The 19,313-nt window shown below is 43.9% G+C and carries 15 protein-coding genes; 6 read left to right on the forward strand and 9 right to left on the reverse strand.

Going from position 1 to position 19,313, the window contains the following annotated elements; genetic code table 11:
• Positions 1–22 precede the first annotated feature (22 nt).
• Positions 23–1,402, forward strand: coding sequence for an HAD-IB family phosphatase (locus ACQY73_RS24540; protein WP_428656061.1), 1,380 nt, complete (start codon positions 23–25; stop codon positions 1,400–1,402).
• Between the two features lie 22 nt (positions 1,403–1,424).
• Here the strand turns inward: ACQY73_RS24540 and ACQY73_RS24545 are convergent, their stop codons facing one another.
• A complete protein-coding gene (locus ACQY73_RS24545) occupies positions 1,425–2,678 on the reverse strand; it encodes a cation:proton antiporter (protein WP_428656063.1) in 1,254 nt (417 codons plus the stop codon).
• A gap of 117 nt (positions 2,679–2,795) precedes the next feature.
• Between ACQY73_RS24545 and ACQY73_RS24550 the strand changes: the two genes are divergently transcribed.
• Positions 2,796–3,428: a DUF389 domain-containing protein gene (locus tag ACQY73_RS24550; protein ID WP_428656065.1), complete on the forward strand. Its 633-nt coding sequence runs from the start codon at positions 2,796–2,798 to the stop codon at positions 3,426–3,428.
• A 31-nt stretch (positions 3,429–3,459) separates the two neighbouring features.
• Positions 3,460–4,188: a hypothetical protein gene (locus ACQY73_RS24555; protein WP_428656068.1), complete on the forward strand. Its 729-nt coding sequence runs from the start codon at positions 3,460–3,462 to the stop codon at positions 4,186–4,188.
• A gap of 318 nt (positions 4,189–4,506) precedes the next feature.
• Here the strand turns inward: ACQY73_RS24555 and ACQY73_RS24560 are convergent, their stop codons facing one another.
• A complete protein-coding gene (locus tag ACQY73_RS24560) occupies positions 4,507–5,373 on the reverse strand; it encodes an alpha/beta fold hydrolase (protein WP_428656070.1) in 867 nt (288 codons plus the stop codon).
• A gap of 948 nt (positions 5,374–6,321) precedes the next feature.
• Here ACQY73_RS24560 and ACQY73_RS24565 point away from each other — a divergent pair.
• The 3 genes from ACQY73_RS24565 (at position 6,322) to ACQY73_RS24575 (ending at position 9,662) form a co-directional block, all read left to right on the forward strand.
• Positions 6,322–7,089, forward strand: coding sequence for a LytR/AlgR family response regulator transcription factor (locus ACQY73_RS24565; protein WP_428656073.1), 768 nt, complete (start codon positions 6,322–6,324; stop codon positions 7,087–7,089).
• 132 nt (positions 7,090–7,221) lie between these two features.
• Positions 7,222–9,132, forward strand: coding sequence for a tetratricopeptide repeat-containing sensor histidine kinase (locus ACQY73_RS24570; RefSeq protein ID WP_428656076.1), 1,911 nt, complete (start codon positions 7,222–7,224; stop codon positions 9,130–9,132).
• A 275-nt stretch (positions 9,133–9,407) separates the two neighbouring features.
• Entirely contained in the window at positions 9,408–9,662 is a 255-nt protein-coding gene (locus ACQY73_RS24575) for a hypothetical protein (protein ID WP_428656078.1), read from the forward strand.
• A 178-nt stretch (positions 9,663–9,840) separates the two neighbouring features.
• Here ACQY73_RS24575 and ACQY73_RS24580 read toward each other — a convergent pair whose 3' ends face one another.
• The 7 genes from ACQY73_RS24580 to ACQY73_RS24610 form a co-directional block, all read right to left on the reverse strand.
• Positions 9,841–10,188 carry a LytR/AlgR family response regulator transcription factor gene (locus tag ACQY73_RS24580; RefSeq protein WP_428656080.1) on the reverse strand — a complete coding sequence of 116 codons (348 nt, stop codon included), beginning with the start codon at positions 10,186–10,188 and terminating at the stop codon, positions 9,841–9,843.
• A 14-nt stretch (positions 10,189–10,202) separates the two neighbouring features.
• A complete protein-coding gene (locus tag ACQY73_RS24585) occupies positions 10,203–13,694 on the reverse strand; it encodes a LamG domain-containing protein (protein ID WP_428656082.1) in 3,492 nt (1,163 codons plus the stop codon).
• A gap of 123 nt (positions 13,695–13,817) precedes the next feature.
• The gene (locus ACQY73_RS24590) at positions 13,818–13,982 is read right to left on the reverse strand and encodes a hypothetical protein (protein WP_428656084.1); all 165 of its coding nucleotides are present in this window, start codon (positions 13,980–13,982) and stop codon (positions 13,818–13,820) included.
• Between the two features lie 214 nt (positions 13,983–14,196).
• Entirely contained in the window at positions 14,197–17,409 is a 3,213-nt protein-coding gene (locus ACQY73_RS24595; protein ID WP_428656086.1) for a histidine kinase dimerization/phosphoacceptor domain -containing protein, read from the reverse strand.
• A 76-nt stretch (positions 17,410–17,485) separates the two neighbouring features.
• On the reverse strand, positions 17,486–17,968 hold the full coding sequence (locus tag ACQY73_RS24600; protein ID WP_428656088.1) for a YybH family protein: 483 nt from the start codon (positions 17,966–17,968) through the stop codon (positions 17,486–17,488).
• 33 nt (positions 17,969–18,001) lie between these two features.
• Entirely contained in the window at positions 18,002–18,187 is a 186-nt protein-coding gene (locus ACQY73_RS24605) for a hypothetical protein (protein WP_428656090.1), read from the reverse strand.
• 196 nt (positions 18,188–18,383) lie between these two features.
• Complete coding sequence (locus tag ACQY73_RS24610; protein ID WP_428656093.1) at positions 18,384–19,121, reverse strand: LytR/AlgR family response regulator transcription factor; 738 nt, start codon at positions 19,119–19,121, stop codon at positions 18,384–18,386.
• Between the last annotated feature and the right edge of the window lie 192 nt (positions 19,122–19,313).

A 19,313-nucleotide genomic window follows, 5' to 3' on the forward strand; every position in this document is an offset into this window, starting at 1 on the left:
CATTTTAAAACCTTTTACCAAAATGATCACCGTAATTATCCCTGCCTATAATGAAGAAAGAACGGTTGGCAACGTCGTAAAATTTGCCGGAAGCGCCCCATATGTAACCGAAGTAATTGTTATTGACGACCAATCCGTTGATAATACTGTTTTAACAGCCCGAAATGCCGGAGCAGAGGTTTATGAGTGCCCGGTTCGCGGAAAAGGAACCTCAATGGAATTGGGGCTTAGACATGCTAAAAATGAGATTGTTGTATTTTTAGACGCCGATATTGATCCGTACCCGGCACTGACGATTGAGCTTCTTACCCGGCCTATTATCAATAATCAACTTGATTTTACCAAAGCAACCTTCAGCCGGCAGGCAGGTCGGGTGACTGAAATGGTGGCAAAACCTTTACTTACTATACTTTTTCCCAACCTGTCAAAATTTTCTCAGCCGTTAAGCGGAATGATTGCCGGTAAAAAAGAATGGTTGAGTCGTCTCACTTTTGCCGAAGGGTATGGGGTAGATATCGGTATCTTAATAGACTTACACCTGTTGGACTGCCGAATGGGTGAAGTAATGATCGGTGAAATAAAAAATAACATGCAGGTTTGGGATGCCCTGCCAAAAATGTCAAAAGAAGTGGCAACGGCTATTATTGAGAAAGCTATTCAACAACCCAAAGGAGCATTTAATCTTCAGGAATTAAAATCATTGCAAATAGTGCGCAGCCAAATGGAAGCAGCTATCAGTGAAAATCTGTTGCACCTTAACAGAATGGTTGTGTTTGATATGGACAACACGCTGCTGCAAGGGCGGTTTATTGATGAATGTGCTTTTGAGTTTGGTTTTCATGACGATTTGCTCAAAAGGCGCGGTGATGTGTACGACCCGGTCATTATGACAAAAAGAATTGCTCAATTGGTCAAAGGTCGAAGCCGGCAGGAACTTTTGGCGGTCGCCGATCGCATCCCTTTGGTAGAGGATACCTATCGCACAGTGGCTGAGTTACGTCATCGCGGCTATATTATCGGCATCATCAGTGACAGCTATGATTTTGTCGTCAACCATATTCAAAATAAGATCGGGGCGGATTTCGCCCTTGCCAATGAACTGGAATTTTCGGGAGGTATGGCCACCGGAGAAGTAAAAATCCCGTCTTTTTTCTTCCGAAATCCTCAGAGTGTATGCAATCACACCCTCTGTAAAACCAATGCACTCCTCGAACTTTCGAATCAATATAACATCCCTTTTTCTAAAATCATTGCCATTGGCGATAGCTTGAATGACCTGTGCATGATTAAAAATGCAGGCACCGGATTTGCTTTTTGCTCCGACAATGAACTGCTGAATGACACGGCTGATTTTCAAATTAAACAGCACTCATTTCGGCCTGTTTTAGAGAATACTTATTGATATAGTGAAGGATAGGTAACGACTACGGCTTTTCGGTTGGGTAAAGTTTTCGGATAAGCCGTTCCATCGTTAATCCCTGAACAATGACCGAGAATAAGACGACTGAATACGTAATGGTGACAATAATCGCTTTTTGCGGCAACGAATTATCAATGGACAAAGCCATAGCTATAGAAAGCCCTCCACGCAAGCCTCCCCAAGTCAGCATAACGGGGGCTTTGTTATCTAAATCCAACCAGCGCCGAGCCAATGTGAAAGGAATCAAAATAGCTAAATAGCGTGAAATTAACACAAGAAGTATGACCAATAAATAAATAATCCAATGCTCACGTTGAAAATCAATAATAAGTAACTCAACCCCAATTAATACAAAGAGGAGGGCATTCAGAATACCATCAATCAGTTCCCAAAACTTATCTATGTATTCTTCCGTCTTTTGACTCATCGCGTCCTGCCGTGCGGTGTGGTCGCCAACCAAAAGCCCTGCCACCACCATGGCCAACGGGCCTGAAACATGGAGTTCATGCGCAAGCAGATAGCCCCCCATCACCCCTGCCACGGTGATGATTACTTCGGTTTGGTAGTGGTTTATGGAGCGCAGAAGCCTATACATGAGGTAGCCAAGCAGCAATCCAAATATAATTCCCCCTCCGGCTTCTATGATAAATAACCGGGCAATTTCTCCCGCACTTACACTGTCAGTGCCGTTAAGAACGATGCGGTAAATGGAAGCAAATACAACAACACCTACCCCGTCATTGAACAATGACTCTCCAACAATGTTAAGTTTGACACTTTCAGGGAGTTTAAACTTAGCCAGAATACCCAGTACGGCAATGGGATCGGTGGGAGAAATCAACGCCCCAAACAACAGGCACAAGGCATAAGGGATGGTCAAACCAAGACTCAATGCTATATAGTACAGCCCCGTTCCGACCAATCCTGTACTAAGTAATACACCCACAAAAGCAAACAGCATAACCGAGCGTTTCTCAACCCGGAGTTTGGCGGCATCGGTGTGAAAAGCCCCCGCAAATAAAAGGAAACTCAGCATAACATCGAAAAGTGCTTTTTCAAAATCAATTCCGGACACTGTCTGCCGGACTAAAGCAAACCAAGCGGGTTGAACGGCATTGATGCCAATCAAAACGAGTGAAAATCCCAGTGAAACAACCATAATACCGATGGCGTCGGGAAGCTTGAGCAGTTTCGTATTCAGATAGGCAAACAACGCCGCGACAACGATAAGTAACGTAATAAGTGTAAAAATGTTCATACAAAAGAGTGTGATATTGTGAAGGCAAGTTATTGATATTGGATGAGAATACGGTAACTTTCGCTTGAAATCAACAGGTATATTTATACTGCAAACCGGTAATTATTTTTCTTCGTCATGAGTGTCAACAACCCGCAAACCCCTCGCAATAACTATCAGAATTTGTTGACCCGATTGGGGATGATTTTGAAGGAACGCTTTAGCTTGGAAGAAGATAAAGAGGACGAACGCGCGATTATTCAGACGATCAGCCGCGGAATTGAGTTTCGGGGGGTAAATCTGTGGACATTGATTTTTGCTATTTTTATTGCTTCCATTGGCCTGAATGTAAATTCTACGGCGGTTATTATTGGGGCCATGCTGATTTCTCCGCTGATGGGCCCGATTATGGGGATTGGTCTGGGGGTTGGAATCAATGATCTGATGATGATTCAGCGCGCGTTGAAAAACCTGAGTATTGCGGTATTTATCAGCCTGCTAACCTCAACTGTATACTTTTTGATCAGCCCTTTGCACATTGCCCAATCCGAATTACTGGCTCGAACCTCGCCAACCGTTTGGGATGCATTTATTGCGTTATTTGGGGGATTAGCCGGTATTGTAGCCGGTTCACGTCGCGACAAAATTACCAATGTAATTCCCGGCGTGGCAATTGCCACAGCCCTCATGCCTCCGCTTTGTACTGCCGGTTATGGCCTCTCAACAGGTAATCTTTATTATTTGCCGGCGCTTTTACCTTTTCCTGATTAACAGTGTGTGTATCAGTTTAGCTACATTTCTGATGGTACGCTTTTTGGGCTACCACCAAAAAGCGTACCCTACACAGGAAATCGAACGGAGAGTTCGCCAAACCATTTGGGTAGCGGTACTGATTGTTGTGCTTCCCAGTAGCTATCTGGGTTATCAGATTGTTCGTAAAACCATCTTTGAACAGGCTGCCAAGCGATTCATTACCAATGAATGTAACTTTGAATATCGGCAGGTAATCAACTATACCGCTCGTTTTAATCGCCGACAAAGTACGCTGGAGCTGATGTTGGTAGGGGAGCCGCTACCGAAAGATTCCGTCAACCTGCTGCGTTCCAAGATGCCCGCTTATGGATTGGATAATGCACTCCTGATTGTCAAACAGGGAAATTTTAAGGATGCGGAAATTGATCCTGACGCCCTTAAAAATACCGTAACCGATCAAATTATTAAATACAGCCAATCGTCCATCACCCGCAAAGACCATCTGATTGATTCCCTGCGTCGGTATATTGAACGGATCCAAACTTCTCAATTGCCGGTAGTAGACTTACGCGATGAACTCAAAACGCTGTTGCCCGATGTGCAAACCTTTACGGCAGCTCAATCGTTGGTTATGTCTCGCAACGGCATAAAATCTGATACTGTCTTGCTGGTGTATGCCAAGTTTTCACGAAAACATACTAAAGCAGAACGGCAACGTATTGAAAAATGGTTGCAAACACGTACGAAAAGCCGACGAATTTTACTGATGGTTGAGTAAATAAATTTGCTGATACAAGGTTTGTCCTTTTTCTTGAAATAAATATAACTCCACATTTATACAGGGTAAAGCGCACTTGAATTCACTTGATTCTGCCCGGCGGATTTTTGTTTTTTGCGAAAAAAATACTTCAGCCTTACATGATAAAACAGCCATATGAGTATTGTATCTCCCTGAAATACCTTTAATTTGTCAAGGTATTTCAGGGAGATACATTCAGGCCACTTTCGCAGGATATATTGCAGGAGTTCTGACCTATTTGGCCATTTTTGCAAGACTCATTGATGTTAAAGTTAATTTCTCCTGGAAAACACAATGTTAGCGTTTCTTTGTTTTATCTGTCGTTGCCGTATGTTCAATTTGTTGTTTAAATTCTTTTACTATTGGATCGTAATCTGCCCCAAGCCACAATAAATGCCCCCAGTGGTTATTAAATGTAAACAATTTAGACCCTTTAATGTTGTCTCTTGCATTTTGAGCATGGGATATGTCCACCGAATTGTCATTTTCACTGTGTAAAATCAGGGTCGGGCATTGTATATTTTTTAATATTCCTTGGTCAATGTTCTGATCTAAATCATTGTCAAACCCTTTATAAGAACGCATGATTAAAGTCATTTGCTTTAATTCCTGAAACTCGTCCGTCGTAAATTGAACGGGTCGAAAAGTTGACAGTTGCTTAAACATGGTCTTTGTCATTAGGTTTGGGAAAAGCCTGAAAAATAATCTATAAAAAAACCATGTGATAGGTTCCATTTTGGGTGCAAAAATCTTTTTAGCTCCTTTATAAACTCTGTCAGTATTAAGAAGCCATTTTTTTGTCAGTGCGGACATCAATATCAAATTTTCAACACGGTCAGGATAGTTCGCAGCAATCTCCAGGGCAGGCAAACCGCCGGCAGATATGCCCACAACGGTTGTCTTTTCGATATTCAGTTCGTTTAAAAGCGCAATAAATAAATCTGAAGTTCCTTTTGGAGTTTTATTCTCCTCTGTCAATGGTGTTAAACCATAGCCCGGTCTGGAGGGTGTAATAAAACAAAATTTGTCGTAGTCTAACCCTTTTTGAAAAATAGTTTCTTTACAATTTGTATGTCCACCAACTACAATTAACATCGGTCTGCCATTTCCAAGCAAGGTATATTCAACTATTCCTTTTGATGTTTTTATTTTTGATGTTGTCATTTTATAATTATTTGGCCCTCTTAACAATGGCCGATAACTCGCTGATTAACAAATTTTTACAACAACATGCGCAATGCTTATTTTGTATTGTTAAAGGTGTTTTTTAGCTTTATTTACTCAAAAGGTGTTCTATAAGATTGTAGTTTCTATGTCTCTACGTATCATAAAATTCATTATATAGCTATGCATATGGTATGTCGCAGCAAGAGTCTTCCGGTTCTTCCGGTAGCCCCCGGAAGTAGGATTTTCCTGTAGATCACGTTTCAATAATTAACTGTATTGTGCAAAATATCTGTCCTGAAATTAAACGTTTTAGGGTTTGCCTTTTATAAGGGGCGAACAATATTTTCTTGCAGTTAAAGACCGCACAGTTAAGATCAAGGTGAATTGGTTGAATTGAGTTACAGGCACATTCTGATTTGGCAGTCAGGCGATTTCTATAGGCTGATTATGGAATTAATTTGATTGAAACTGCCGACCATTTGGACGATTATCGCTCTATTTGTAAGAGCAGTGTACCACACAGACGGTACTAAGCTAAGATGCATTGCGCATTGCAACTCACCCTCTGGGTGCCTTTTCCTACAATCAAACGGGTATATAAATATTGCTGCAAAGTTGTTCAATACTGAATTTTATGTTGAGTAGAATAACCTGATCAGGTAAAGCAGTCCGAAATAAATAAGACGTAAAATCAATATGAGGCTATGAAAACAACTTCTGTCCACTTTTAATTGATTGCATTCACTAAAACCTCACGTGTTCTCTTACTTCTCCGTAAGTACTTACTTTCATGAAAAGTAAACCCGATTCAATTATCTGACGAAAGAAAAGTAAAAAAATACTGTTTTAAAATAGAATATGACAGTGGGTGTCTTTCATTTGAAACGAAACCCGGGAATATTCATTTTTTGCTTTAACGTACATTGGACACCGTTTGCCCTATCTTTGTGGGTAACACTAGTCAGAGCGGAGGAAGAAAACAGCGATTCTTTCGGGGTTAATATGATGGTCATGGATGTATTAATAATCGAAGACGAGCCTGTATGGCAACTTAAGATCCAAATGATGATCGAGCAAATCATTCCCGAACCCTGTCTGCATTTTGCCGATTCTGCCGCTGAAGCAAGGCACATTCTGTCAACGGTCAGGATAGATTTGGTAGTGTCAGATATTGTTTTGCCGGATGGGGAAGCATTTGACATCTTCACCCCGCCTTTACACAAATTACCCGTCATTTTCCTGACCGACTACCCTAATGATACTTTCTATTCCCGCACTTCTGCCTTGCCCAAAACGGTATTCATTGCTAAACCTTTTCACGAACTGACTTTAAAATCGTCCATTGAGACACTGGCAAAATTAGCAGGAGTTGATTTTTGGCCTTCCAACAAGTATTTGCCCGTCGTAGATAAATACCGGAGGCAGGTTCAGTTAATTCTTGATAAAGTAGTTTGGGTGCAATCGGATGGCAACTACTCTATCATTCAAAGTACCGAGCAGAAATATATTATTAAAAAATCTCTCACTGTTGTGGCTGAGTTTTTGGACAGTCGGTTTATTCAGGTACAACAGTCTTTTATTGTTAACATACACTTTGTCAGTCGGGTAGAGATGTTGGCAGACAGAATCTTTATTTATGGACAGACAATTCCTATCGGACGTCGATTCAGAAAAGAATTCTTACATTTCTGGGAGAAAAATCAAATCAGTTGAGGGCATTTAACAGCAATGTATCGATCATTCAACAAATTAATTTGTATATTTCAATATGAGAGTGAGATACCTGTTGAATGGGTGATTATCGGAAGATCATGTTCTTTTTTTTAGCTATTGAAACGGCAGGTTATGAACGTTAAGCTTTACTTCTTTTTATTTCTCTCTTCTCCGCTTTTTGCACAATACATTGCGTTTGAAGATATTCGGGTAACTTCAAACATTGATAGTCTTCGAAACGTCATACCGCAGCAAAGGGGGTATTCCTTACTGCAATGTATCTTATCTGCGGAAAAAAGCTTTTCGTTTTGGTACAGAGATGAAGCAAGCCCGTATATTTTATTGCTGGATTCCCTAGGCAAACGTTACCCTGAATGTAAAGCACATTTTTACTATTTTAAAGCAAAGCACGAATTGTTCGACAACCGCAATGAAAAGGCGTTTCAGTGGAGTAAAAAGGCATTTGATATATACAAATCCGCAAAAGACACCTCGGGTATGGCTTCTGCATTGGTTTCTATGGGAGCAGTCACGGTAAGCTATACCATGAGAGCAGACTCGGAAAAGCAATTTAGCCGAGCCTATTTTCAGGAAGCCTTTCATTTGGGACAACAAAGCAGCACTATCGAAGCTAGACTTGTTGGCAACTACGCCTTGGTTCGTTTATTCGGAATTGATTTCCAGCCGGGAAATTTAAATAAGATTATTGCGGTAAGTAAACAGAGTTTACAGTTAATTAACCAAAATCGTAAATACAAGCACTATAAAGTCTTGTTTTTGGGAGCGTTGGCCATGGCCTATGATATTAAAAACGAAGATGAAGCAGCCTTGCATTATAATTTGGAGTGGTTGGAATTGCTCAGGTCTGAGCAGGCCTCTGTACCCTTTGTGATGATGAATAATATTGGTTTTGTCTATTTAAAACAGCAAGACTATCCATCGGCAATCGGCTATTATAAACAGGCGCTCAGCCATCCAATGAGTCACAGTACAAAAAATGCAGGAGTCCTTAGAAATGTCTTCAACGGCTATCATAAAGCACTGATCGGTTCAGGCAGTTTTAAAGAGGCGTCTGTCTTTGCAGACAGCATTTATTTTTATTCCGAGAAATTTCGAAATGAAGAAAACAATCGTGTATTAAATGAACTGATCGTTCAGTATGAAACTCAAAAAAAGGAAGCGCAAAGCAGGCAGCTGCAACAGCAAATAGAACTCGCCACAGCCCGTGAGCGCCTGTATTGGCTGGCGGGCAGTATTATTGTTATCGGATTGATACTTTCCATTTTTCTGGTCTATTATCTGAATCGTAAAAATATCCAACTGGCCAACGCTAACCGAGAAATAAACCGTTTAACCAAGGCAAAAGACTATTTTTTCAGCATTCTTGCGCATGACCTGCGCCACCCGCTGAATGCCTATCAGGATATGACTGAATTGGTTGATTATTATGTAAGTACAAAACGGTTTGATGCCCTGCAAAAAATTTCAAAATCCATCAACCAATCAGGACGAAAAATCAGGCAATTACTTGACAATTTATTGCAGTGGGCATTGTCTCAACAGAATGAAGTGCCTTATCAGCCGAAAGAATTGGTTCTATACCCCATACTATCCAATGTGTTAGACCTTTATCGGCCAATTATAGACAAAAATAACGTTCAGGCTACGATCAACGGATCTGAATATATAACCGCTTTTGTTGATGAATTGGCCTTTGAGTTAATCATTCGCAATCTGGTAGACAATGCCTTAAAGTACCTGCGTCCGGAAGGCGAACTGGAAATCAGTATCAATACAACTTCTTCAGGACAAACCCAACTCAGCATTAAAGATAACGGTGAAGGGATGACAACGGAGAAACTTGAAGCAATAAGATACATGCTTTCTCAGGCGGATCAGTTACTTCCCGGACAAATAGGACGCAGTTTAGGCATGTTGCTCATTGGAAGATTTGTAAAAAGTAATAAAGGCACCATTCGGGTAGAAAGCCAACCACAGGCAGGTACTGTGTTTACTCTTTTGTTCCCTCAATCCTCAAAATAAATCCTGTCTGAGCCGAATGTGTACACTCAATGCAGAATATCACCCTTCAATGGCGAAATCTAAATGTTCAACAACGTATATCTTTTACATTTACTGTTGATAGATAAGCGAGTATGCATCTATGAAATGCATACTGTATTATCAAAGTAGGGTAAAGTGAAAATCAAATCTGTGCGGCGTTACTGTACAGATTTTTTAGTTGTATGCGGCTATAACTATCATAAAGAAGACGCTAACCCGCCGAAAATTACAATCAACGTTTAAATTTCTCTCCCATGAAGACTGAAATGGTATGGGTAAAAGTAACTGAGCTTATTCAGAAAAATAAAGAATTTACTATTGTAAGTAAAATAGAAGATGGGAATAGGTTGTGGTGTTTAATCAGAAAGGGTGTGCCTGTAATATATCAGGAAGAATTGCCGAATACTCAACCTTTTTGTAACGTTTTTTTTCTGGTCGAAACTCATGAAAAAATCAGCAACATCCTTCAGATAATGGCTGTTACTTCAGGAGTCAATTTTTCCGGGTAGGTCACTCATAACTCCCTGTTTTAATCAATACCTATGTGATCGTTAATACTCTGCAGTGATAATAAACGCCTCTTTTGAGGGTTGAGCCCATTTGTTTCCATTAGGCAATCGAAGCCAACTGCTTGGCAATAGTTATCGGTTTGACAAGGAGAGCTGCGAGGTTCTGTTTTCTCAGATTTTATATACTATTGTGGCTGAAATCGCGGTATTGGCTGAGCCATGACTTTACATCGTTGCGTCGTCGTCGGGAGATGGCTACCCTGTAGCCGTCGGTCATGAGCAATTCTTTTTTTTTGTTCTGCTTTCCCTGCGATAAGTATCCCAAATTGACAATGGTCGATTTGTGCACTCTGACAAAGGGGAAAGGTAATTGGCTTTCAAAAAATGAAATAGTTTTGGAATAGACCAACCGCTGCCCATCTATAAGGATAAAAACGGTATAATTGCCATCGCCTTCCAGGCGCAGGATGTGGCCGGTGGGGATGGTGACCCACCCCAACCGGCTCGGTAAAAGAATCTGTTCCATTGTAGAGAAAAGGATTAATTACACCCTCCAATTTCAGCCTGAAAAACCGTTCCGTTATTTGCTTTAAAACCGGCTTTGAGCTCGATAGAATTGGCTTTATAACTGACGTTGGAAGTACCGGTTATTTGATTTGCTGCACTTATTTTTCCATTGGTACTTGAGGCTGTTTTCAATATGGTTCCGGATGAATAATCATCTGTTGGGCTTGCCAGTGTTACCAAAGCCGCGTTAGAATTGATACTTATGGCAGTACCGGCATTACTTACACAACCGTATTTATCAGTAACGGCAGCGGTGTAGGTGCCGGCATTAGAAGCGATGATTTTTTCTGTTGTAGCTCCGCCCGGTGTCCAAATTACTGATATACTTGAATTTAATGGTGAGCTTGAAGGTATTTGCCTGGATGGACTATTCACCAATGTTCCGGTATTTCCATTGCCGGTTGCATCTGTGACAGTAGTACCGGAAGCTTCATCAAATTTATAATAGGCTACCAGACCGGTACTGTTACCGGCCACTGAATTGTAGATATTGTTTTCAATTTCGGTTTGGGTTCTTGCCACATTCCATATTCTTAACTCATCCATTGTGCCGTTAAAATGATTACACTGGCAAGCAGTGGGTTGTTGCCTGCCGATATTCAAGGGCAAGTTATCCTGATGGTGGCCCACGGAGGAAGCTGTTCCTGCATTCATGCCATTGATATAAAAAGTAATTGTGCCGTTGTTAAAGGTAATGGCTACGTGTGTCCAGGTATTTTGTGGAACAATGGTATTAGCATAAAACCAACCCGTATTTTTATCATAAAACCCCATTTTGTTGGCACTGCCATTTACATTGGTATTTGCATTTAACTGCCATAAAAAATCATAATCACCTTTGTCCACGATAGTGCTGTTTGAACCGGAGTAATTTACCCAGGCTTCCATGGTAAAAGTTGAACCCAGATTGATACTGCTACTATGAGGTACGTTTACATATTGGCTACTCGCTTTCACGAATGATAAGGCATTATTTGAATTCAAATTTGAGCTTAAAGTAACAGACTGGCCCTGACAAAAGGTAGTTGGACCTTCGGCTGTAATACTTGCAATAGGCTGAACAATAGATACTTTAATGCTCGACAGCGTGTTTACACATCCGTAAGCATTGGTTAGCTTGGTGGTATAGGTACCTGCTGTACTTACGCTGAGACTCGGTGTTGTTTGGCCTCCTTCTAACCATTGAAAAGTACCCAAACTTTGCCAAGTGGGGTTGTTCACAAATGTGCCGGTATTACCATTGCCGGTTGCGTCTGCGGTGGTGGAACCGGTACCTTCGTCAAATTTATAATACGCTACCAAGCCGGAGCTGTTGTTGGGTATGGTATTATTCATATTCTCCTGAATCTGGGCTTGTGTTCTTACCACATTCCATAATCGTAACTCATCCATTGTTCCGTTAAAATGATTACACTGGCAAGCAGTGGGTTGTTGCCTGCCGATATTCAAGGGCAGATTATCCTGTGGGTGGGTTACAGAGGAGGCTGTTCCTGCATTCATGCCATTGATATAAAAAGTAAGTGTGCCGTTATTAAAGGTAATGGCCACGTGTGTCCAGGTATTCTGCGGAACAATCACATCAGAGTAATACCATGTATGAGGATTCTTTTGATAAAAACCCATTTTGTTAGTACTGCCAATTACATTGGTATTTGCATTTAACTGCCATAAAAAATCATAATCACCTTTGTCCACGATAGTGCTGTTTAAACCGGAGTAATTTACCCAGGCTTCCATGGTAAAAGTTGAACCCAGATTGATACTGCTGCTATGAGGAACCGTGATATATTGACTGTTGGCTTTGGAAAAAGACACGGCTTTGTTTGTCACTGCGTTTGAGTTTAAAGTGACCGATTGCCCGGGGCATATCAAAGGCTGTGCAGAACTGCCGGTAATGGCCGGTCCGGACGGGCAAACAGTGTATCCCACAGAATTGCTACAACCAATATTGTCAGTAACCGTAAAAGTCTGAAAACCACTTGGCACCTGCTTTATGCCGGTACCGTTATAAGGCGGGATGCCTCCGTTAGCGGTAATTTCAATAGTTGCCAATTCCCCAACATTTGTAATGTTGCTTAAAGCATTGGCACTAACTGTCAGTGGTGTGCCACCTGTTACGGTAGCAAAATCCGGAGAGCCTGCATTTCGCAGAATATTGTTTTTATCAAAAATTTGAACTGAATAATCTCCGGCAGACAATCCTGTTAGCGTGCTTTTATATCCGTAAGAATTCCCTTGGTAACCTAAACTTGAAGTAGTGGTGCCCACGAGTTGCCCATTTTTGTACCATTTATAGGTAAAAGGAGCATTATTGTTCCGAAAAAAAGATTGCCCAAAAAAGGCGGTTACTGTTCCATCAGTTCCGGTGCAGGATCTGGTAGCTTCGAGATTGTAAGGCCTTGTAGCTGTTTTGATGGTTATTTCCCCATTTCCATTGTGATAATTCAGCTCAGAAACGAATAATGGCTCTAAACCGGAGGAGTATGAAGTGCCTCCGGAGCCTGCTCCGGTGTTAGTCCCACCGATACCTCCGGTATATCCGCCGCCGCCGCCGCTGCCGCCCAGACCTTCGATGTCACCCGGCGAAAAACTATTCAAAAGTGCGGCTCCTCCGCCACCATAGCCTCCACCGCCATGAATAAATCTGTAGTTGTAAAAATTATCAATGTTAACAGTTCCTCCGCAACAACCCCCGGAAGCACCAAAGCCTGAACCTCCACCATATACAACAACATATCTTATATCGAAGAAGCCCGTAGAACTACGCCCGTCATATAAGGTGTTAAATCCACCCCCATATAAGCCACCACCGCCACTACCTCTACTGGTATTGAGGTTTGCCAATTCTGAACCTCCTCCCTGACCGTTTCCTGAACCATTATAAAATTTCACGGCATTAAATCCATTTTGTAATGGCCCCGCACCACCTCCGCCACCGGCGATTATAAGTGGCGAAGAGGCATCTACAAAACGAACACCGGTACCACCGCCACCGCCACCGCCACCGCCTTTAATAGAGCCCGGACCGGTACTATAGCTCCTGGAATCATACCCGGATTCACCGGTGGCACCCAATCGATATTCAATGGTAGTACCGGCTGTAAAATAGAACACACCTTCCACTATATCTCCATTTCCTCCTGTTCTCGTCTCGCCTAAAACACCAATGTTGTACCATGTATCTCCTCCGCTTGCTCCCTTAACGGTTATATGGTAATATCCGCTTTCGGCAAATGTATAAGTACCCGAGTAGCCGGCACTTGCCCTTGGCCCGGTTGTGTTTGGATTAGTAACATTGAGCAATGTGGTCTGTGCCGATGCATTCAACACAAAAACCTGTACAAGACCAACTAAAATCAAAAGTTTTTTTAGGATAGTAAATGGTCGGAAAGGGATGCAGCTAAGATTTCTGACAAGTTGATAACTGATCCACAAATGCGGGTTGGGGATGTTGTATATAGCCATGGTTTTTTGTACTACTGAAATTACACTATTAATATGTTTTAATTGCCTTCAGAAAATCGGATCATTTTACCTTTTTATCAAAAGCTGCTGTCACTGATGAAAGAGGGTGCGCCTGATTTTAAATCATAGGCTGCTTCCACCGCCGGTGCAGGTCAATGGGAAATAATCATTAAAAAAGGATAAACCCGGCACTGAATTGGCGGTCCACTGCGCAAAGCCGCTACGAGAATGAGTGAAAAGGCCGGTTGCAGTGAGGCCTAAAAGGAAATTTGCAGATCGGTTTTTCATGAAAATTCAGCTGGTTTTTCTTCGCCACTAACTGAATAAAGTTGCAGCGGCAAACGATCTGAACCAAACGATCCCGGCCGAACAGGGTCTAAAACTTTCCCAATGAGTGCTTTTATTCACCGAAGGAATTTTACGTTAACTAAAAAACGTAAAGCCCGGAATTGTTTGCCGGACAAGCAAACGGGCAAGGATGGTAAACAGAGCTAAGTAAGCTTCATGTAATGGTGGGCACGCTGAAGCGGAGTTCGACAAGTGTCCCGTTTCGGTTTTCGCAGGTCAGAATACCATCAAGCTGGCGGGCAAGCAGGTCCACCAACTGGGTGCCGAAACCCGTTTCATTGACTGTTTCCACCGGCTGCTTACCGATCCCATTGTCGGCCACCTGCAGCAGAAATGAATCATCGGCCATCCGCGTCAGGCTAATGCGAATGGTGCCGTGGTCTTTGCCGACAAACGCATATTTAAGTGCGTTAGTCAGCAACTCGTTCGTTATCAACCCTACGGAAATCGCTGTGTCAATATCCAGTACCAGTTCGGGCATCGAACAATCAATGTTGATGCGACCGGCCACATCGAACGAATCGAGGATGCTTTCGCTCAGATTGTTAAAATAATCACGCATTTCGATAGCCCCTAATTGCTCGCCCCGGTAAAGTTTCCGGTGGATGATGCCCATGCTCTGTACCCGGCTCTTAGTGGCCTCAATAGCTTCCTGTACATTGGGGTCGATGACTTTTGCCAACTGCAACGATAACAAACTCGACACCAGTGCCAGATTATTCTTAACCCGGTGATGAATTTCTTTCAGCAGGAGTTCATTTTGGGTGTTTTTCTGGGCAATCTCGTCGCGTTGCTGTTTTATAACGACGGCTTCCCGCAGGGCAAGTTCGCGGGCCTGTTCACGCAGACGCGCCTTCATTAAATACCAAAAACCACACAAAAGCAGTAGACCATAAGCAGCATATGCCCAGGCACTTTGCCACCAAGGGGGAGTAATTCTGATCTGTAGGGGTGTTAAGAAGGTCCAGATCCCGTCGCTGTTGCGGGCTTTTAGGTGGAACTGATATGTCCCCGGCCGCATCCGGGCAAAATCGACAGTGTTTTTCAGAGCGATGTTGATCCATTGTGGCTCCTCATCTGCTCCGGTCAGGGCGTAAGCATATTCCCGGCTCCCGGTGTTCCGGTAGTCTAAGAGCGCAAATTTGAGCTCAAGGGTGTTTTCCAGGTACGTTAACGTCAGTTCATTACCTCGCCGGCGATTTTCGGGCAAGGACTTCATCGTTTCGGTTTGGTTCGCATCGAAACAGGTTATGCTCACCAACCGCAAGGGAGTTGGGGCTTGAGGAGCATTCTGTAGGGAGGAGGGCCTAAACCAACGTAGGTTATTTTGACACATAAAATAAACCTCGCCGGTGAGGGGATGGGCGGCAATGGGCGTGCTATACGGCGAGGTACCTACAAACTGTGGGAAGGTGGTTACTTTCTCCGTTACGGGATCGATACAGGAAACCACGCGATTCTGATTTAGCCAGATTTTACCGGAACGGTCTAAGGCGATATGGGCAAAATAATCATCCGTGAACCCGTTGCCGATACCGTATTTTTTGAATCGCCCCGTTTTAACCGAGAGCCGTTGTAATGGGGCACTATACCCGCTTGTAACCCATACATCACCCTGTTTATCAACCAATGGGGCGTAGGTATAGTTGTTGGCCAGCCCATACGGGTCACCTTGTCTTAGCAAAAATCGCTGTACACGCCGGGTGTGTTTGTCCACGCGGCAAAGTCCGACGGAAGCTCCGCACACCCAAATCTTATTTTGCGCATCAACGGTAATCTTCTGTAGTAGGTTCGATGTCAGGCTGTTGGCATTAGCAGGGTCATTTTTCCATTGTTCATAATTGCTCACGATACCCGTTTCTACCGATAAACTACCTTTTGGGATTCGAAAAAGCCCATCCCCCCAAGTCGATACCCACAAGTCACTGTCATGGTCAAGTAACGAAAAGATCGGGATCTTAATGGATTTACCTCCCACATTATCTAACCTGACCGGAATAGTACGCCCCGTTTTTTTGTTAAAAATAAATAAGCCCTCATCTTCCGAAATAAGCAACAGGTGATGGTCAGAAAGGGGGACACTGGAATAAACGTTGGGTAGCTTCAGCACAAACCTGGTATCGTCCCGGCCGGGATCGTGGCGAATCAACCCCTGACTGGTACTGATCCAGATCAGGCCATTCGCGTCGGGAAATATGTCGTTAGCCAATGGCTTGTCCGGTATCGCACCGGGAGACCGTCCGGTACGGGGATTCGGCTGTGGCATTTTCAGGTTGTTATAGCGTTCCTGACGGGCATCGAAAAAGTACGGGTTCCTGTCGCTACTGCATTCCAGCCAGATCAGCCCCTGCCGATCCTCGAAAAGCGACATCAAGCCCGAAATGCGTTCCTGATTTTCGACGGCTATCGGGGTACATTGCTCTACTGTGGTTCGATCTGCCGAAATTCGGAAAATGTCGTTCTCGCAACAGAGCCAGAGCCGACCCGATTGATCTTCCAGGATAACGTTCGGAAATGGAATAGGTTTTCCGTCGGCGGTGTGCACATCAAACGAGGTGATTTTTTCCGTCTTAGGATCAAATACACGTAGCCCATCTTGGTTCGGGAAGCCCATCCACAGCAGGCCCAGACGATCTTTGCATAGGCTGTTATGGTTATTCAGCCCGATGGTGAAGTTGGAGACGGATAGGCCCTGCTTGTCAAGAATCGGTAAACAGTGCCATTTTTTGGTGGTCTGGTTGTACGTTTCAAACCCTACGGTCGTGCTGACATACACCCGGTTTGGTTCGATCACAATGGGCGACACCGGATTGCCCTGTAGCTGTCCTATCTCGCCGGGTGCAGGCAAAAAACGGACTGTACGGCCTGTTTTTGGGTCGAACCGATTCATGCCCGAATCACTTCCAATCCATATTTGTCCAAATTCGTCCTGTTGCATAAATCGGAGCTTATCGGACGACAGACTGGCTTTGTTGGTAGGTATATGATGAAAATGGGTGACCTTACCGGTTTTTTGATTATAGGCATTCAGGCCGGCATCACGTGTAGTGATCCAAAAGATACCCTGCTTGTCCTGAATCATAGCAACGGCACTCTTTGAGGAGAGAGAGTTCAAATCGACCGGATTAGAGCGTATAGTGACAACCTCATGGCCATCGTACCGGCTCAGCCCATAATCACCGCTGATGAACCAAAGAAAACCGTCGCGGTCGTTGAAGATAGGTCTAACCAGTAATCGGTTGGAGTTGCGGCCCAGTGTCTCTTTGGATGGTTCGTTGAAATAAAGCACCGTGGATTGTGCCTGTCCAAAGAGCGCGGGCAGGTACAACAGGCCGATGAGCCACCATTGAACGATACGTTTACCCATGTCGAAACAGCCTATAATAAGTAATGCACAAGATATGAAAAACGGATTATTATTCATATCCATTATCCGCCATCCCTTAAGGGACAGGTGGTGCATCGGCATTCCACATACCCATGATCGATACCCACTTTCCGTCTTTAGTACGTTTGAGCAATTCGGTATACCGGCCATTATCCATAACGACTTTCCCATCGGGCGTTTGTACATCCATCCGGAACCGGCCCGTTTCCCACCCCAAGTTCCCTTCACTGCCCGTAGCGATCGTTTTGACGGTCACATTGGTTGCTCCCGCTTCAATGGCATCTTTCCAGTAGTTGAGAATGTTTTCCCGGCCCGTTACGGCAGGCTCATTGGGCGGATACAACGTAGCATCTTCAGCATAGCAATTGGTAGCCGCCACCGCGTCTTTGGCATTCAGCGCAGCGGCAAAGTCTCTGTTCATCCGGGACAGTTCTTCGGCCGTGGCGGGTTTTTCTTTGGCAGATGTATTGCACCCCAAGGCAACCGGGAGCAGGATGGCAAAAGCGGTTATAATTTGAGTAAACGGGTTGGTTTTCATTAAATCATGAATGATTTTTAAATTTTATAGGTATTAATTCAGGGTTTCCTGCGCGGCGCCGTGTACCACAATGGCACAGCCCTGTAGGAAGGTTTCCAAGTGGATGTGAAAGAGGTGCGGTTTGGCGGATGTGGTCTGAGCCTGCAACATTGCAGCAGACATGATCCATAGGAAGCAAAAAATTGCCTGAGAACGAACAGGAGTAAAATGGAGCTGCATGGTTGAGGGGCTGATTGAGCAGTTTAGGAATGAACGGCCCAATCAATTCGAAAAAGCGATAGGGTCGACAATCAGTCTAAACTACCGCTAAGGTGCCCACAAAACAAGTTCACTCAGCCGAACATACCCTTTTCCTTTCCGAAGGTCGGAAATTATTTACCGAAGGGGCGAACGGACAGGCTTCGGTTTCCCCGGCTCAAATGGTCTGTATTCGTTTTAGTAATGCCTCACGCAGGTTGTGGCTAAGTGGAATCGTTTTGCCTTTAATCCCAATATGTCCTTCACCTACCTCATCGACCTGCGTCAGATTCACCAGAAAGGACCGATGCACCCGCACAAAACAGTTTCCCGGGAGTTTATCTTCCATTACTTTTAGGGGCGTTGTCAGCAGATATTCATTGTTTGTCGTGCAGAGGTGGCAATAGCTGCGGTCAGCTTCAACATAGAGGATATCAGCGATGAAGATTTTGATGATCTTTTCTCGGTGTCGCACAAAAATCCGGTCACTGAGCACAAAGGGTGCGTCTGGAGCCGGGTCGGAAGTAGATGGGTGCTCGTCAGCCAGACGGCTGATGGTCAGTTCAATAGCCCGTTGTAATTCAATAGCCCGAATTGGCTTGGAGATGTAGGCATAGGGGCGGGTCTTTTTGGCGCGGGCAAAGGTGGCTTCATCGGTATAGGCGGTGACGTAAATAATCGGGATGTTCCACTGCCGGTGGATAGCATGGGCCGTTTCAATGCCGTCGAGCGGACCTTTGAGGGTGATGTCGAGCAGAATCAGGTCAGGTCGGTTGGTTTCGACGTGCCGGATGGCTTCTTCGCCCCGAGAAATAATCCCGCTCACCTCATAACCGAGTTTGCTGAGGTGCAGAGCGATGTCGGCGGCAATAATCATGTCGTCCTCCACGACGAGTAACTTCACGGGGATGTCCATAGCAGTAAGCGGTCTTTCGTCAAAAAATTACTACGGCATACCGAAGGGCGCAGCCTGTTTGGCAGCATTCGGTGCAGTGTATCCTCGGTAAACCCGGCATGGTAGTTATATATCCTGACCGGACTGCCAAAGTGGTAAATCCTTCACGAAGGTAAGCTCAATTTTTATTATTTGGAAAGATTAATGTCCTGC

It is taken from the genome of Runella sp., from assembly GCF_965279615.1.
Lineage (GTDB): Bacteria > Bacteroidota > Bacteroidia > Cytophagales > Spirosomataceae > Runella.

What these genes read in the sequence shown, in the direction of transcription:
- ACQY73_RS24540 (WP_428656061.1), top strand. Translation starts at nt 23, where the DNA reads ATGATCACCGTAATTATCCCTGCCTATAATGAAGAAAGAACGGTTGGC.
- ACQY73_RS24570 (WP_428656076.1), top strand. Translation starts at nt 7,222, where the DNA reads ATGAACGTTAAGCTTTACTTCTTTTTATTTCTCTCTTCTCCGCTTTTT.
- ACQY73_RS24590 (WP_428656084.1), bottom strand. Translation starts at nt 13,982, where the DNA reads ATGAAAAACCGATCTGCAAATTTCCTTTTAGGCCTCACTGCAACCGGC.
- ACQY73_RS24605 (WP_428656090.1), bottom strand. Translation starts at nt 18,187, where the DNA reads ATGCAGCTCCATTTTACTCCTGTTCGTTCTCAGGCAATTTTTTGCTTC.
- ACQY73_RS24610 (WP_428656093.1), bottom strand. Translation starts at nt 19,121, where the DNA reads ATGGACATCCCCGTGAAGTTACTCGTCGTGGAGGACGACATGATTATT.
- ACQY73_RS24550 (WP_428656065.1), top strand. Translation starts at nt 2,796, where the DNA reads ATGAGTGTCAACAACCCGCAAACCCCTCGCAATAACTATCAGAATTTG.
- ACQY73_RS24580 (WP_428656080.1), bottom strand. Translation starts at nt 10,188, where the DNA reads ATGGAACAGATTCTTTTACCGAGCCGGTTGGGGTGGGTCACCATCCCC.
- ACQY73_RS24545 (WP_428656063.1), bottom strand. Translation starts at nt 2,678, where the DNA reads ATGAACATTTTTACACTTATTACGTTACTTATCGTTGTCGCGGCGTTG.
- ACQY73_RS24555 (WP_428656068.1), top strand. Translation starts at nt 3,460, where the DNA reads ATGGTACGCTTTTTGGGCTACCACCAAAAAGCGTACCCTACACAGGAA.
- ACQY73_RS24600 (WP_428656088.1), bottom strand. Translation starts at nt 17,968, where the DNA reads ATGAAAACCAACCCGTTTACTCAAATTATAACCGCTTTTGCCATCCTG.
- ACQY73_RS24595 (WP_428656086.1), bottom strand. Translation starts at nt 17,409, where the DNA reads ATGGGTAAACGTATCGTTCAATGGTGGCTCATCGGCCTGTTGTACCTG.
- ACQY73_RS24575 (WP_428656078.1), top strand. Translation starts at nt 9,408, where the DNA reads ATGAAGACTGAAATGGTATGGGTAAAAGTAACTGAGCTTATTCAGAAA.
- ACQY73_RS24585 (WP_428656082.1), bottom strand. Translation starts at nt 13,694, where the DNA reads ATGGCTATATACAACATCCCCAACCCGCATTTGTGGATCAGTTATCAA.
- ACQY73_RS24560 (WP_428656070.1), bottom strand. Translation starts at nt 5,373, where the DNA reads ATGACAACATCAAAAATAAAAACATCAAAAGGAATAGTTGAATATACC.